At 48.4% G+C, this 16,765-nt stretch carries 12 protein-coding genes and 1 pseudogene; 8 read left to right on the forward strand and 5 right to left on the reverse strand.

Annotated elements, in window-relative coordinates:
* Positions 1-66 precede the first annotated feature (66 nt).
* Positions 67-3,375, reverse strand: a complete 3,309-nt coding sequence (gene secA, locus GWC95_RS16100) for a preprotein translocase subunit SecA (protein ID WP_161819740.1) — start codon at positions 3,373-3,375, stop codon at positions 67-69.
* 434 nt (positions 3,376-3,809) lie between these two features.
* Here secA and atpG point away from each other — a divergent pair, with 434 nt between their 5' ends.
* From atpG to GWC95_RS16140, 8 genes and pseudogenes are all read left to right on the forward strand, one after another.
* On the forward strand, positions 3,810-4,691 hold the full coding sequence (atpG, locus tag GWC95_RS16105; RefSeq protein WP_161819741.1) for an ATP synthase F1 subunit gamma: 882 nt from the start codon (positions 3,810-3,812) through the stop codon (positions 4,689-4,691).
* Positions 4,692-4,779: 88 nt separating this feature from the next.
* Complete coding sequence (gene scpB, locus GWC95_RS16110; protein WP_161819742.1) at positions 4,780-5,637, forward strand: SMC-Scp complex subunit ScpB; 858 nt, start codon at positions 4,780-4,782, stop codon at positions 5,635-5,637.
* 164 nt (positions 5,638-5,801) lie between these two features.
* Entirely contained in the window at positions 5,802-7,019 is a 1,218-nt protein-coding gene (lysA, locus tag GWC95_RS16115) for a diaminopimelate decarboxylase (RefSeq protein WP_161819743.1), read from the forward strand.
* Between the two features lie 6 nt (positions 7,020-7,025).
* Positions 7,026-7,796 (forward strand): ABC transporter ATP-binding protein, encoded by a 771-nt coding sequence (locus tag GWC95_RS16120; RefSeq protein WP_161819744.1) that lies wholly within the window; start codon positions 7,026-7,028, stop codon positions 7,794-7,796.
* Between the two features lie 81 nt (positions 7,797-7,877).
* Positions 7,878-8,435 (forward strand): peroxiredoxin family protein, encoded by a 558-nt coding sequence (locus GWC95_RS16125; protein ID WP_161819745.1) that lies wholly within the window; start codon positions 7,878-7,880, stop codon positions 8,433-8,435.
* 163 nt (positions 8,436-8,598) lie between these two features.
* Entirely contained in the window at positions 8,599-9,528 is a 930-nt protein-coding gene (mdh, locus tag GWC95_RS16130; protein WP_161819746.1) for a malate dehydrogenase, read from the forward strand.
* Positions 9,529-9,840: 312 nt separating this feature from the next.
* The gene (locus GWC95_RS16135) at positions 9,841-10,959 is read left to right on the forward strand and encodes a TonB-dependent receptor (RefSeq protein WP_161819747.1); all 1,119 of its coding nucleotides are present in this window, start codon (positions 9,841-9,843) and stop codon (positions 10,957-10,959) included.
* A gap of 21 nt (positions 10,960-10,980) precedes the next feature.
* Positions 10,981-12,261, forward strand: a pseudogene (locus GWC95_RS16140) (outer membrane beta-barrel family protein); the annotation flags it as partial.
* Positions 12,262-12,385: 124 nt separating this feature from the next.
* Here the strand turns inward: GWC95_RS16140 and GWC95_RS16145 are convergent.
* The 4 genes from GWC95_RS16145 to GWC95_RS16160 are packed head-to-tail and all read right to left on the reverse strand — an operon-like array spanning position 12,386 to position 16,726.
* Entirely contained in the window at positions 12,386-13,438 is a 1,053-nt protein-coding gene (locus GWC95_RS16145) for a glycosyltransferase family 9 protein (RefSeq protein WP_161819748.1), read from the reverse strand.
* Positions 13,439-13,462: 24 nt separating this feature from the next.
* Positions 13,463-14,728: an MFS transporter gene (locus tag GWC95_RS16150; protein WP_161819749.1), complete on the reverse strand. Its 1,266-nt coding sequence runs from the start codon at positions 14,726-14,728 to the stop codon at positions 13,463-13,465.
* A gap of 55 nt (positions 14,729-14,783) precedes the next feature.
* Positions 14,784-16,019 carry an MFS transporter gene (locus tag GWC95_RS16155; RefSeq protein WP_237722182.1) on the reverse strand — a complete coding sequence of 412 codons (1,236 nt, stop codon included), beginning with the start codon at positions 16,017-16,019 and terminating at the stop codon, positions 14,784-14,786.
* Positions 16,016-16,726 carry a DedA family protein gene (locus tag GWC95_RS16160; RefSeq protein WP_161819750.1) on the reverse strand — a complete coding sequence of 237 codons (711 nt, stop codon included), beginning with the start codon at positions 16,724-16,726 and terminating at the stop codon, positions 16,016-16,018. Before GWC95_RS16160 ends, GWC95_RS16155 begins: the two co-directional genes overlap by 4 nt.
* Positions 16,727-16,765: the final 39 nt, after the last annotated feature.

Raw genomic sequence — 16,765 nt, forward strand, 5'->3', positions numbered from 1 at the left:
TGCGTTGCAGTTGTTCCCGCCTCAGCCTGTAAAAAAGCCTTCACAAATTGTGAAGGCTTCCTGATTTTAAACCGCGTCTTTTCCGTGACACGCTTTGTATTTTTTACCGCTGCCGCAAGGACAAGGATCGTTTCTGCCGATCTTCGGCCCAACCTGTACCGGTTGTTGTTTTACCGGTGTTGGATCGTAGTAATCGTTTTCCGTTGGCGGCGCATCAACATCTTCTTTGTTGGCGCTCATGCGGCTCATGTCTGTTTTTTTCTGGCGGCCCTCCTTGAGCTCGTCGCCATCGCTCAATGGGATGCTGGCATGGCAAAGGAACTGGACGATGTCTTTGTTCACCTCGCTGTCCATTTTACGGAACAGTTCAAAGGCTTCCATTTTATAGATCACCAATGGATCTTTCTGTTCGTAAGTGGCTGTTTGCACGCTTTGTTTCAGGTCATCCATCGCACGCAGGTGTTCTTTCCATGCGTCGTCGATAAACCCGAGCGTAATGCTTCTTTCGAGTGCGTTCACCAGTTCTGCGCCGTTTGTTTCGAGTGTTTTGTTGAGGTTAGACAAGGCCTGCATTCCCCTTCTTCCATCCGTAAATGGTACGATCACATTCTCGATATGCGAACCCTGCTGTTGCCTGATGTTCTTGAAAACGGGAACGGCCTGGGCCATCAGCTCCTGTTTCCTTCTTTCATAATTGGCGGCAGCCTCTGTGTATAATTTTTCCGCGAGCTCATGCTCCGGCAGTTTGCTTAATTCTTCTGCGGTGATGGCCGAATCGATACCGAAATTCACGATCGCTGCCAGGCGGAAGCCTTCGTGGTCGCCCTGTTCCTTGAAAGAACTAACGAGCCCTTCTGCAACAGAATACAAAGCATTATCGAGGTCCAATGCAAGACGTTCGCCAAACAAGGCGTGGTTTCGTTTTGCATAGATAACCGTTCTCTGTTTGTTCATCACATCATCGTACTCCAGCAAACGTTTACGTATGCCAAAGTTATTCTCCTCTACTTTCTTCTGCGCCCGTTCGATCGATTTGGTGATCATGCTGTGCTGGATCACTTCCCCTTCTTTGTAGCCGGCAAAGTCCATCACTTTTGCAATACGTTCGCTGCCGAACATACGCATCAGGTCGTCTTCAAGGGAAACAAAGAACAAAGAAGAACCCGGATCTCCCTGCCTTCCCGCACGGCCCCTCAGCTGCCTGTCTACGCGGCGCGACTCGTGCCGCTCCGTACCCAGGATGGCCAGTCCGCCTGCTTCTTTCACACCCGGCCCGAGTTTGATATCGGTACCACGGCCGGCCATGTTGGTGGCAATGGTAACCGCGCCCGCAAGACCTGCTTCGGCAACGATCTGTGCCTCGCGTGCGTGCTGTTTTGCGTTCAATACATTATGCGGTATCTGCTTCTGGCGCAGCATACGGCTGAGCAATTCGCTCACTTCAACGGATGTTGTACCTACGAGAACAGGGCGTCCCGCCTTGATCATCTTCTCGATCTCTTCTATTACCGAACCAAATTTTTCGCGTTTGGTCTTGAACACAAGATCCTGCTGGTCCTGGCGTATGGCCGGAACGTTTGTAGGAATGGTTACCACATCGAGCTTATAAATATCCCACAACTCACCTGCTTCTGTTTCGGCAGTTCCCGTCATACCCGCCAGTTTGTGGTACATACGGAAATAGTTCTGCAGCGTTACGGTTGCATAGGTTTGCGTGGCCGCTTCGATCTTTACATTTTCTTTTGCCTCGATCGCCTGGTGCAGACCGTCTGAATAACGACGCCCATCGAGGATACGGCCGGTCTGTTCGTCTACGATCTTGACTGCACCGTCCATCACCACGTACTCCACGTCTTTGTCAAACATCGTATACGCTTTCAGCAATTGCTGAACGGTATGGATACGGTCTGCCTTAACAGAATATTCATTGATGATGGATTCTTTGTGCTGCAATTTTTCTTCGGGTGATAATGAAGCATCGTTGTCGATGCCCGCCAGTGTTAAACTGATATCAGGCAAAACAAAAAAGTTCTGGTCCTCTCCCGAGCGTGTAATGAGTTGCAATCCTTTTTCGGTAAGATCTACCGAATTGTTTTTTTCATCGATGTAGAAATACAGTTCCTCATCGGCTTTTGGCATCTCGCGCTGCTGATCGGCGAGGTAATAGTTTTCTGCTTTCTGGAGTTTTACACGCATGCCCGGCTCACTCAGGTATTTGATGAGGGCGCTGTTCTTCGGCAAACCACGGTGCGCGCGGAAAAGCGCGAGGCCGCCGTCTTTCGGGTCATCGTTTCCTTCCGCTATCTTTTTCCTGGCTTCGTTGAGGAACTGGTTGGTGGCGCGTTTCTGTGCCTCTACCAGTTTTTCAATCCTTGGCTTGAGTTCGAAGAATTGCTGTTCGCCGGTTACATGCCCGATGGGGCCGGAGATGATCAATGGCGTTCTCGCATCATCGATCAAAACGGAATCCACCTCATCCACCATTGCAAAATGGTGTTTGCGTTGTACCATTTCTTCCGGTGTATGAACCATGTTGTCTCTCAGGTAATCGAAACCAAATTCGTTGTTTGTTCCATAGGTAATGTCTGCGAGATAGGCATTGCGGCGCGCCTCACTGTTGGGTTCATGCTTGTCGATACAGTCTACCCGCAATCCCAGCCATTCGAAAATGGTTCCGTTCCATTCACTGTCTCGTCGGGCGAGGTAATCGTTCACCGTTACCACGTGAACACCTTCGCCCGCCAACGCATTGAGATAGGCAGGTAAAGTAGATACCAATGTTTTACCCTCACCGGTTGCCATCTCGGCAATTTTACCCTGGTGCAGAACGCTACCACCGATCAGCTGTACATCGTAATGCACCATGTTCCAGGTTACGGCGCCGCCGGCGGCTGTCCATGTATTTTTATAAACAGACTGGTCGCCATTGATGCTGATGTAATCTTTTTTAACGCTCAGGTCGCGGTCGAGCTGCGTTGCCGTAGAAACCAGCTCCGTATTTTCTTTAAAGCGGCGCGCTGTTTCTTTTACAACGGCGAACGCTTCGGGTTGTATCTCGGCCAGTATTTCCTCGATCTTTTTATCGCGGTCTTTTTTGAGTTTGTCTACTTCCTGGTAGATGGCGTCGCGGCCGTGTATGTCTACCTCTGATAACTTTTCCGCCGCTTCCTTGCGCTCTGCAATTTCCGCATCCACGCCTGAAAGGTGTTGTTTGATGCGCTCACGGAATTCCTGGGTTTTGTTGCGGAGGGCGTCGTTGGACAAGGACTGGTATTCCTGGAAAAACTGGTTTGTTTTCTGAACGATCGGCATCAGTTGCTGAACATCCTTTTCACTTTTGCTGCCGCCGAATAATTTTGAGATAAACTTCAACATAGGGGTCTGGTCTGGGTGTATAATGGTTTTTAATCAGTCAAAAAGGATGCGAAAGATTTTTTCGAGCCAATTTGGCATATTACACAGGCTGGCGAAGGTAAAGAATTTGGGGGCAGCAAATACCAGGTACATAGATATTAAAGAAGGTTTACCAGTTTCCGGAGTATGGTGTAAGCGCGCCTGCGCCAGCGGACCAACTTACCCTGGGCCGGGCGTTCCGGGCGCGGGATGGCGTGTTACGCGGGATTGTTCGGGCCCGGTTGATGGGGCAACGTTTTAAAATCCCCATTTGCACCGATTTTTCACCAAAACGATGGAATTTAGCCCCGATTCTGCTACTTTTGCAGCCTTAAAATAAAGATACAAGGTACAGCCCGTAAGGCAGCAGGGCTTATGCTGTACCTGTAAACCTGAAAACTTGAAACTTACATACGATGGCAGGACAGTTAAAAGAGGTACGTAACCGGATCAAGAGTGTACAGAGCACGCAGCAGATCACAAAGGCGATGAAGATGGTGAGTGCGGCCAAACTGCGCCGTGCACAGGAGGCGATCACACAGATGAGGCCTTATGCGCAGAAACTCCAGGAAATGCTAAGCAATATTGTGAGCAGCATTGAAGGCGGTATGACCCTCAAACTGGCGGAAGAAAGACCCGTGGAGAACGTATTGCTGATCGTGATCACGAGCGACAGGGGTTTGTGCGGCGGTTACAATGCCAATATTGTGAAACTGGCCAAGCTTACGGTTGCCGAGAAATATCCTTCCCAACTTAAAAAAGGCAATGTTACCATTTGGAACATTGGTAAAAAGGGTTATGAGAGCCTGACCAAAGCCGGTTATAAAACAAACGACACCTTCAAAGATATCTACCAGCACCTGAGCTTCGAAAGCGTACAGGAAGCATCGAAAGCGGCAATGGAAGCTTTTGAGAACAAACAGTTCGATGCGGTGGAAGTGGTTTACAGCGAATTCAAAAATGCGGCGACCCAGCGTTTTGTTGCAGAACAGTTTTTGCCGATCCCCAAAGTGGCAACCGCAACGGGTGGCAAAAAGTCTGACTTTATTTTCGAGCCCGCTAAAGAAGAATTGATCGCAGAACTGATGCCTAAGATCCTCAATACACAATTGTACAAAGCCGTGCTTGATGGCAATGCCAGTGAACATGGTGCACGTATGACTGCGATGGACAAAGCCAGTGACAATGCAAACGAATTATTAAAAACACTCAAGATCAGCTACAACCGCGCAAGACAGGCAGCGATCACCACCGAGCTCACAGAGATCGTTAGTGGTGCGGCGGCATTGCAGGGATAGCGGGGTAATTAGTAATTGGTAATGGATAATTAAGAATTTGATTATCCTGATTCCATTGCTGGTTATTAATTATTAACTACGAATCGAAATGGAGATAAGCCAGATCATCCCTCACATCGAGGTACTCATTTTTGCAAGCGAGAAGCCATTGACTTCATTGGATATTGTTGAGCTGATCAACAACACCTTTGGTTTTCTTGAAGAGCGAGTGATGCCCGACCAGGTAGAGAGCGCGCTGGAAGGCATCCGTGAAAAATATTCTTCAGAATTTTACCCGTTCGAAGTAAAAGAAAGCGGCGGCGGGTGGCAGTTTCTTACGAAGGTGGCTTTTCACAGCACCATCGCGCAACTCAATGGCGATAAATTCCTGAAACGATTGTCGAACGCCGCACTCGAAACACTCGCCATCATCGCTTACAAACAACCCATCACCAAAGGTGAGATTGAAGCGATACGCGGGGTGAACAGCGACTACAGCATCCAGAAATTACTCGAGAAAGAACTCGTTCTCATCAGCGGCCGCAATGAAAACATGCCGGGCAAACCGCTGGTATATTCCACTTCCAAAAACTTTATGGATTACTTCGGCATCAACTCGGCAGCAGACCTCCCCAAGATACAGGAAGTGCTTGCAGAACAGATCGTGGAAGGCACCATCATCAACCCCGAAGACTTTACCGACCAGAATGTTGCCAATACCGTTTCTGAAGACGGCGTAGATGCAGAGGTTTCTGAACTTACCGTAAACGAAGAAGGAGAACTGATCATCAAGGAACAAAACGAGAACCCGGAAGAACAGGAAGGAAATGAAGGATCGGCAGCAGACGAAACCGAAACAGAAACCGGGAACGGGGAAGAAGAAACCGGTGAGGAGCCACAGGACAACGCAACAGGAAGCGAAGACAACGAACAGGACGAAAAGAACGGAGACGACAAACCAGAGTAACCAGGTTGCTGATTCAACGTTTGCTACTTACATAAAATTAAAAAGCACATATGGAACCCCTATGTGCTTTTTGTTTTCAACCCTTGCCGTATGCGTTTCAGGAAAAATTAAAGTACCTTCCATCAATTTCAAGATTTCAAATTGTAAAACTTCCAGATCACAACATGTCCGCTACCCTATCCAACGAACAGCTCACCAGCATTGCCAACGAATACGGCACGCCGGTGTATGTGTACCATGCAGAAAAAATAACAGAACAGTTCCATAAACTTCAATCCGCTTTCAGGCAGAGCAAGTCGCGCTTTTTTTATGCCAGCAAGGCCCTTACCAATATCAATATCCTCAAACACATCCATGCACTGGGTTGCCATGTAGACTGCAGCTCCATCAACGAGGTAAAACTGGCGGTTCTTGCGGGTTTTGAAAAAGAGAATATCCTGTACACCAGCAATGGCATCGCTTTCAGCGAGATCGAAGAGGCGGTGGAACTGGGGGTGAACATCAATATCGACAGCTTATCGAATCTGGAAAAATTCGGAAGAAAATACGGGCATTCGTACCCGGTAGGCATTCGCCTCAGGCCCAACATCATGGCAGGGGGGCACCTGAAGATTTCTACGGGGCATGAGAAAAGCAAATTCGGTATCCCGATAGAGCAGCTCGACAATATTCTCGCACTTGTAGAAGCGCATGATATTTTTATTGCCGGCCTGCATGTACATACCGGCAGCGAGATCAAAGACGTATCGGTGTTCATGAAAGTGGCCGATATCTTTTTCGACCTCGTTCCCCATTTCAGGGAGCTGGTTTACCTCGACCTTGGCGGCGGCTTCAAGGTTCCGTACCGCGAAGACGAGGAAGGCACCGACGTTCCCCTGCTCGGGGAGAAAGTGGCCGAAGCGATGCAGCGGCTTAAAGATGCCTACAACCGCGATTTTGAAGCATGGTTTGAGCCGGGAAAATTCCTTGTTAGTGAATGTGGTTACTTTATTACGCAGGTAAATGTGATGAAACAATCAGGAAACACCACGTTTGCGGGTGTAAACAGCGGGTTCAACCACCTCATCAGGCCGATGTTCTATGAATCCTACCACCGTATTGCCAATATTTCAAACCCGGATGCGCCAATCCATACTTATACCATCACCGGGAACATCTGCGAAACGGATACGTTTGCGGCCGACAGGCAACTGCCGGAAGTACGCGAGGGCGACCTGCTGGTGTTCTACAACGCAGGCGCCTATGGTTTTGAAATGGGAAGCAATTACAATTCCAGGTTTAAACCGGCACAGGTTTTGGTTATCAAAGGACAGCCGCACCTCATCGGTAAAAGGGATACCTTCGAAGATCTGCTGCGCAACCAGGTGGAAATAACTTTTTAACGTACCATGATCGAAATAAAGAACATACACAAACAGTTTGGCGAACGGGTTATTCTCGACGACATCACTGCTACCATGGAAGCCGGTAAATGCAACCTTATCATCGGCACCAGCGGAAGCGGCAAAACCGTTCTCACCAAGTGCATGGTAGGTTTGTTTGAACCCGACAGCGGCGAAATACTTTACGACGGCGTTGACATGATGAAGATGGAAGACGAACAACGCAAACTCCTCCGCCAGCAGATCGGCATGCTTTTCCAGGGAACGGCGCTGTTTGACTCGATGACGGTTGAGCAGAACGTAACTTTCCCGCTCGACATGTTTACCAAGCTTTCTTCTTCAGAAAAAAAGAAAAGGGTGAACGAGGTGCTCGAACGCGTTAAACTGGTAGATGCGAATGCCCGTTTCCCTTCGGAGATCAGCGGCGGTATGAAAAAAAGAGTGGGCATCGCAAGGGCAATCGTACTCAACCCCAAGTATTTGTTTTGCGATGAACCCAATTCGGGCCTCGACCCGCAAACATCCCTGGTGATCGATAAACTGATCCAGGAGATCACCCGGGAGTTCAATACCACCACCATCGTGATCACGCACGACATGAATAGTGTGATGGAGATCGGCGATCACATCGTATACCTCCACAAGGGCCGCAAACAATGGGAAGGAACCAACAAGGACATCATCTTCAGCAAAGATGAACTGTTGAATAACTTCATCTTTGCATCAGACTTCTTACAGGATGCCAAGCAGATGCGGATGATGGGCCATGGCAAGTAACATGCCCTGGTCAGAAATTCGGGAACATGGGTTTGATCATTTGGACAACAAAAAGGCAAAGAAACAAGCAATTTGAATCATATGAAACAACTACTCTCCTTTTTCATTTTGGTTTTGATGATGGGAACGGTATCTGCCCAGAACAACCAGGCAAAAAAAGATGCCACGGCCGCAAACCCGCAGGTAGAACAGCCTGCGTATAAGAAAGACCCGAAAATGCCGGCCTTCAATATTTTGCTTACAGACAGTACATGGTTCACCAGGGACCAGGTGCCCGTGTCGAAATACGATCACACGTTCATCATTTACTTCTCGCCCGACTGTGGGCATTGCCAGCACGAAGCAACCGAGATCGTGAAAAACATGGACAGCCTCAAAAACGCATTCTTTGTTTTTGTGGCCTATAAACCGCTGGAAGACATCAAAGGCTTCGCATCTTACTACAAACTCGACCAGTTTGCCAATGTACGCGTGGGCCGCGATCCGCAATACTTTATTCCCTCATTTTTCCGCGTAACCCGGACGCCGTTCGTGGTTTTGTACAATAAGCAGGGTTTGCTGGAAAAAGTATTTGACCCCGAGGTAACGGAAGTTCCGGAGGCAAGGGATCTGATCAGGCTGGTTTACGGTGGTAAATAGGCCTTACCTGTGAGCCAGCGGTTTATAGTGGCATTTGGAATTTGAAGGATGCCCCGCCGTCAAAGGCCCGCGGCTAAATTTCCCTCATCCCGAAAGTTTCCGATCCATCCAACCCCTACCTTTGCAGCGTCAAAAAATTCTTCCCTAATTAAAATAGCTTTTTATGAAAGTAACTGTTGTAGGTGCCGGTGCCGTAGGTGCTACCTGTGCCGATAATATCGCCCGTGCGCAACTGGCCGATGAATTGGTTTTACTCGATATCAAAGAAGGTTTTGCAGAAGGCAAGGCACAGGATATGATGCAGACAGCAGCCCTACTCGGTTTCGATACCCGTATCTCGGGAAGCACGAACGACTATGCCAAAACAGCAAAGTCTGATGTAGTGGTGATCACTTCAGGTTTGCCGCGCAAACCCGGTATGACACGCGAAGAACTCATCGGTACCAATGCAGGCATCGTAAAAGGCGTTACCGAAAACATCCTCAAACATTCCCCGGATGCGATCATCATCGTGATCAGCAACCCAATGGATACCATGACCTACCTTGCCCTGCAATCGACCGGTTTGCCAAAAAACCGCATCATTGGTATGGGTGGTACCTTAGACAGCGCACGTTTCAAATACCAGCTCAGCACACACCTGGGATGCAGTCCGGCAGACCTCAACGCAGTTGTGGTAGGTGGCCATGGCGACACAACCATGATCCCCTTGATCCGCCTCGCAACATGGAACAGCGTTCCGGTATCCCGTTTCCTGAGCGAAGAACAGCAAAAACAGATCGTTGCTGATACAATGGTAGGCGGCGCAACACTTACCAAACTGCTCGGAACCTCCGCATGGTATGCACCGGGCGCAGCAGGCGCTGCGTTGGTAGAAGCCATCGTTCGCGACGAGAAAAAATTATTTACCTGCTGTGTGAGCCTCGAAGGCGAATATGGCCAGAAGGATATCTGCCTCGGCGTTCCTGTAGTGATCGGCCGCAACGGATGGGAAAAAATCCTCGACTTCGGACTCAACGAAGAAGAACAGGCCCTCTTCAATAAAAGCGCAGAAGCTGTTAGAAGCATGAACGATGTGTTGAAGACCTTATAATTCGGGTGTACATTTTTGAGAATCCTCCTGCATGCAGGGGGATTTTTTTTGCCACAGATTTCACAGAAGAACACAGATGTTGTCGCGAAGATCGATCACACCGAAACCATCTGTGTTCTTCTGTGAAATCTGTGGCGAAAATTGTGATCACATAAACATGTGGTTGGCGCTGGTAAGGCTCCTGCTTCAGGTAATACCCATCCTTTTTTTTCTGCCGCTCATCCCATCTTTGCGGCTTTCCATCCTCAATCACATATCCGTACTGTAACATTTGGATGTCCTTTGCGTCACATTAGCACAAAAATTAACAATATGAGACGTTTATCGTTAGCAGTATTATCAGTACTGGCATTTATCATACAGGGATCTGCACAAGGCAGGGCAACTGTTTCAGGCGAGGTTAAGGACCACAACGGGAAGGCATTACAATCTGTTACCGTATCGCTCCTGGAAGCGAAAGACAGCAGTCTTGTGAAAGCAGATGTGACCGACGCAGACGGAAAATTCCAGATCGTGTCAACCAAAAACGGAAAGTTCCTGCTGAGTTATTCTATCGTGGGATACGATAAGAAATTCTCGGATGCTTTTGAGATCAGCGGGCAAAATTTCGCGGCAGCTGCTGCATCACTCACGCTCACTTCCAAAAAATTGCAGGATGTTACGGTTACATCACGCAAACCAATGATAGAGATCAAGGCAGACAAAACCATTTTCAATGTTGAGGCCAGCATCAATGCAACCGGGAGCAATGCCCTCGAATTGCTGCAGAAAAGCCCGGGCATACAGGTAGACAACAACGAAAACATTTCGATGAAAGGAAAATCGGGTGTAAAGGTCTACATCGATGGCAAACCCACCCAGCTCAACGCAAAGGATCTTGCCGCCTACCTCAAAGGCATCAACAGCAACGATGTTGAGGCAATAGAAATGATCAGCAACCCCAGCGCCAAATACGATGCAAGCGGCAATGCGGGCATCATCAACATCCGCCTGAAAAAGAATAAAAAATTCGGCACCAACGGAAGCGTAACAACAGGTTTTGTACAGGGCGTTACACCAAAAGGCAACGGTTCTGTAAACCTCAATTACCGCGATAAAAAAGTAAACCTCTTCGGCAATGTAGGCGGACATGTAGGGAAGTATGAGAACGGGCTGGATCTGTACAGGGTACAAAAAGATTCTATCTACGATCAGCACAGCATCAACGCGAGTTATAACAAGAACATGAACGTGAAAGCCGGTGCCGATTTTTTTGTTGATTCCAAAAACACCCTCGGGTTTCTTGTAACAACAAACCTGGGCGATAACGACTGGAGCAGCATCAGCAACACGCGTGTGTTCTACAAACCAACCAATGCTTACGTAAAAACATTACAGGCATTCAACACCATACCGGGCAGCAGGAACAATTTCAATTCGAACATCAACTAACGTTATGCAGATACGGCGGGGAAAGAGATCAACTTCGACGCAGACTACGGACTGTTCCGTGGCGTGGGCCGCAGTTTTCAGCCGAACTATTATTTAGACAATGCGGGTTCTACTTTGTACTCGGTGATCAACCGAAACTACACGCCTACTGATATCGACATCTATACAGCAAAAGTGGATGTTGAACTGCCAAAATGGAAAGGCAAATTCGGCTACGGCGCAAAGATCTCTTATGTGAAGACCACCAACACATTCGATTTCTTTAACGATGTGAGCGGCGTTCCGGTAAAACAACTCAACAGGAGCAACAGCTTTACCTACAAGGAAAATGTAAACGCTGCGTACGTGAACTACCAGCGCCAGTTCAACCCGAAATGGAGCCTGCAAACAGGTTTGCGTCTCGAACAAACCAACAACGAAGGCATCCTTACAAGGGCAGATGGCATTATCCAGGCCGATAATACGGTGAAAAGAAATTACCTCGATTTCTTCCCCAGCGCCGCGTTGACATGGAACGTGAACGACAAGAACGCGTTGAACCTCACCTACAGCCGCAGGATAGACAGGCCAAGTTACCAGGACCTGAACCCTTTTGAAAACAAACTCGACGAGTTGACCTACGAAAAAGGAAATGCTTTTCTGCGCCCGCAATACACAGACAACATCGAGCTCACCCATACCTGGAAATCGATGATCAATACAACGTTCGGTTTTGCGCATGTGAAAGATTATGCTACACAAACAACGGATACCGCAAACAATGCAACGTTTATACAGCAGAAGAACCTGGCCACACAAGACATCATCAGCTTCAGCATCGGGTCGCCTTTGCCGATCGCAAAATGGTGGAACGGGTACGCAAATTTCTGGGCCAATTACCAAATGTTCAAAGGGCAGATCGGCGCAAACTCGATCAACACGAATATCGCCCAGTATGGTGCATACATGCAACACACATTCACACTGGGCCACGATTACGCAGCAGAGATAAGCGGCTGGTTCAACGGCCCTTCCATCTGGGGCGCCACCTGGAAAACAAAACCACAGGGCGGTGTTGATGCAGGTATACAGAAACAGTTGTTCGATAAAAAAGCAACTTTGAAAGTTTCGGTAACAGACATCTTCCACACAAGCCCATGGACAGCTGTAAGCGATTTTGGCGGCTTGTACGTAAGCGGCGGCGGACGCTGGGAGAGCCAAACACTCCGCGTGAGCTTCACCTATCGCTTTGGAAGCAACCAGGTGAAATCTGCAAGGCAAAGACAGACAGGTTTGGAAAGCGAAACGAAAAGAATCAAGTAAAGCACGAATATTTCGCGCCTAAAAAATAACAGTTGGTTTTTGGGTAATCCCTCTGAAAGATCTTTCAGGGGGATTTTTTTTGGTGATGTTACCCGTAGCCAATCCCGATACAATTATTGAAATACTACAAATGAGCGCGAACCAGTTCGTAGATCGCCTGCATGTTGTGTTTTTCCATGCATTTGAAATGCCCGAGCGGGCATTTATCATATCCTATCTTACTGCAGGGCCTGCACCACAGGTTTTTGACCTCCACCATTTCACTTGGAATATTTGCGTTGCCATAATAAGGCCCCATCCCAAAAGCAGGAACGGTATTGCCCCATACACTGATCACCGGTTTTTGTAAGGCGGCGGCGATGTGCATCAAACCCGTATCGTGCGTTACGATCACATTTGCGCGGCGCACAAGATCCGCACTTTCGTTCAGGCTGAATTTTCCGCAGGAGTTGTAAATCTTTACAGGATCAACCGATGCTATTTCTTTTCCATTCTCTTTGTCTTCCGGCCCTCCCAATAGCACAACCGGGAACGGGACGGCCGCGCACAATTCTTTCAGTTTGTGAACGGGTAATTTTTTTGTGTTCAATGCCGCGCCTATCACCACACCAACATAACCATGTATGTGCGAGATGGGAAGATCGGTATCTTTTATTTTGTCTTTTTCCGGATAAAAATAATCAAGCCCTTTCCCATCGTTCACCACACCAAACGATCTGAGCGTATCGAGATAACGGTCAACAATGTGAACATCCGGCAGCGTGTTGATTTTTAAGGCCGTTAGCAACCACTTGCGCATGTTGAGCTTGTTGAAAGAAAAATGCTTTGCCTTTTTCAGCGCCTTCCTGATGCGGAGTGTTCGGATGTTGTGGTGAAGATCGATCACGTAATCGTACTGCTCTTCTTTCAGTTGATGGATCATCATATCCCAACTGTCTCCAAGCACATGTATCTTATCGATGTAAGGATTGTGTGCAACAAGCCCGCTGAAACGCTCCTTGGTAAGAAAATGGACCTCCGCGTTTGCAACCTGCTGTTTTAAACAACGCACCACGGGTGTGGTAAGCACAATATCGCCTATGGACGAAAAACGGATGACGAGGAACCTGACTGGTTTGTCTTCAAAAGCATTCGCTTCTGAAAGCCCGGTGCTATCCTGTAGTGCCTGTTCCTCCATTTTGTTTTTTTTGCTTTTGCGAAGCTAAATTGTTTGTTCGGTTAATTCGCCTTCCACGTAGTTAAGGTCTTTGTGAAAAGTTTCTTCCGTAAAATAAAATGCGACCAGTGTGATCACCATCACGATCGCTCCCGTGATCACACCGCTCTTGATCAACGGCCAGCCCCATGATTTCTGGAACAGGTCTAGAAACATCATATTGATCAACGGCAACGACCCGCGCACCATATTGGGCACGGTTGTGGCCGCGGTGGCGCGGAGGTTGGTGCCAAACTGTTCTGCACCCATGGTAATAAAGATGGCCCAGAAACCCGTGCTGAAACCGAGGAGCCCGCAGATAAGGTACATTCTGTCGTCGCTGTTGTTGTAACTGCTGAAGAACACAAACAATGTGGCAATGCACAAAAGGTAAAAACACAGCAATGCTTTTTTACGGCTCCTGAAATACTGGCTCACGAGACCGATCAAAATATCCCCGATCGCGATGCCTACGTAAGCATACATGATCGCCCTGCCGCTTTCAATGTGGTTGTCGCCATACATTTCTTTTGCAAAACGGTTGCTGTAATTCACCAGAACGCCGATCACATACCAGGTTGGCAAACCGATCAAGATGGCAAGAATGTATTTCCTGAAGCGTGTGGCATTGGTAAAGAACGCAAGGATGTTTCCGCGTTGCACATTGGCCTGTTGTTTAACGGCATTGAACATACCGCTCTCGGCAACGGAGATACGGAGGATCAATAGAACAATGCCCAACCCGCCGCCGATCTTGTAGCACAATCTCCAATCGCCCGTTGCCTTGAAAATAAAATAGGCAAACACGGCGCCAAACAAACCAACCCCTGCCACCAGTGATGTGCCAACGCCTCTTTTGTCTTTGGGCAGCAACTCGCTCACAAGTGTGATGCCCGCACCAAGTTCGCCCGCCAGGCCTATGCCTGCAACAAATCTTGCCCATTTGTATTGATCAACGGTTTGCACATAACCCGTTACAAAATTGGCAACGGAATACAAGGCGATCGATCCGAAGAGAACACTTAGCCTTCCTTTCTTGTCGCCAATGGTTCCCCATATCACTCCGCCGATCAGCAAACCAACCATCTGCCAGTTGATGATCTTCGCGCTTGCCGCAAGCACCTGCACCTTATCGGTTAACACAACACCGAGGTCTTTCAGGCTCGGCTCACGAACGATGGTGAACAGCAGCAGGTCGTATATATCAACAAAATAACCAAGCGCAGCAACGATCACGGGAATGGAGAAGATGCCGAATTCTTTTTTGCTCATGGGTTTCTGGTTTGTGAGTTGTTAAACTTGTATCCTGTATGCTTGTTTCTTCCCTTTATTCTTCAATAAAATTCATGTCTTTCCCAAAACTTTCCTTTGTATGATACGCGGCCCATACGGCAAGCGCCATGATCACGATCCCGGTGAGCCAGCCGCCTGTGATGTAGTTTCCGGTAACCGTTCTCAATCCGCGGTGCAGCAGTATGATCAATGGCAAAATGCCCCGCACCACATTGGGTATGGAAATGGCGGTGGATGCGCGCAGGTTGGTGCCGAATTGTTCTGCAGACATGGTGATATACAACACAGAAAAGCCCGCGCCAAAGCCGAGGCCGGTGCACACCAGGTACATTCCCTCCTGCGTTCCTCCGTTTACGCCCTGCATAAAATAGAGAATGATAAAGAGGGAAAGGATACAGAAAAATGTATACAATGCTTTCTTCCTGCTCTTTAAAAAATTACTGAGCAATCCCGCGCTCAGGTCGCCAAGCCCGATGCCAATGTATTGATACATGATGGCCTGCCCGGGGTTTACGCCTTCTATGCCAAACTCCCGCCCGAACTTATCTGAAAAAGTAACGAGTATGCCAATGGCATACCACACCGGCAAACCGATCAGCACACCTTTGAGGTAGCGCAGCGCCCTTTCTTTTTTATTGAACAGCATTACAAGGCTCCCGCGCGTAATGCCCGCGTTCTTAACTTCGGCGTACATACCGCTTTCCATCACATTCGCGCGCAGCACGAGCAATACCAATCCCATTCCACCGCCGATGTAAAAACAAAGGCGCCAGTCTGCAAAGTATTGATATACGAAATACGCAACGATCGCACCGCATACGCCAACTACCGTGATCACCGTGGCGCCGAGCCCGCGTTTTTCTTTCGGCAGCATCTCGCTCACCAGCGTAATGCTCGCACCAAGTTCGCCCGCCAGGCCAACGCCCGCGAGGAAACGCATCAGTACATACTGCGGAACGGTTTGTACCATTCCATTGGCGATGTTGGCGAGTGAATACAAAATGATGGAACCGAACAATACGCTCAACCGCCCCTTCTTATCCCCCATAATGCCCCAGATGATGCCGCCCAGTGTGAGGCCGATCATCTGTACGCTGATGATGAGTTCGCCTTTCGACAAAACATCTTCGGGAGAAAGGTGCAGCGATTCAAGGCTCGGCTTCCGGATGATGGAAAAAAGGAGCAGGTCAAACACATCCACAAAAAAACCAAGTGCGCCTACAATAACGGGCAACGAAAAAACACCGTATTGTTTCTGCATTGTCGTCATGCGTTGTCGGTATGTGATTTATTTTTCTTTTTCCGTGATGTGAAAAGTTTGATCATAACGGGCCCGCTTGTTACGAGCACAATTCCCAGCACGATCACTTCCAGGTGGTCTTTCAGGTCGAAACCAAATTCTGCGAGGATCCATTTCTGTAAAAAATGCCCGGCAAACAGCATACTGAATACCCAGGCAATACAACCTACAACATTGAAGAAAAAGAATTTGCTTTTGTTCATCTGCACGATGCCTGCAACGATGGGTGCAAATGTTCTTACGATGGGAATAAAACGCGCGATCACGATGGCGCCACCGCCGTGTTTCTCATAAAAATCATGCGCTTCGCGAAGGTAGCGGCGCTTGAAGAGGAAGTTCTCTTTCCAGGTATACATCGTTGGGCCAACCTTTCTGCCAAACCAATAGCCCACCGCATTACCCGCGATACCGGCGATGGAGATGAGCACAAGTAAAATAAAAAGATCAAAATATTCATTGCCAGTAACTACGATCTGTTCTGCGATCATAGAACTGTAAATGCCGGCAACAAACAAAAGGCTGTCGCCCGGCAAAAAGAAGCCGACGAACAGTCCTGTTTCGGCGAACACCACGAACAACAGCAACCACAACCCGCCATGCTGTATGTAAAACTGCGGCTGCAGCAACTCGCCCCAATGAAAGTCGGTGGCTAATAAGGTTGGTATGTCTAACAGCATAGTCAATCGTTTGTTTTGTATCGTCGGTTTACGATCTTA

Origin of the sequence: Sediminibacterium roseum, assembly GCF_009939005.1 — a bacterium.
Classification (GTDB): Bacteria; Bacteroidota; Bacteroidia; order Chitinophagales; family Chitinophagaceae; genus Sediminibacterium; species Sediminibacterium roseum.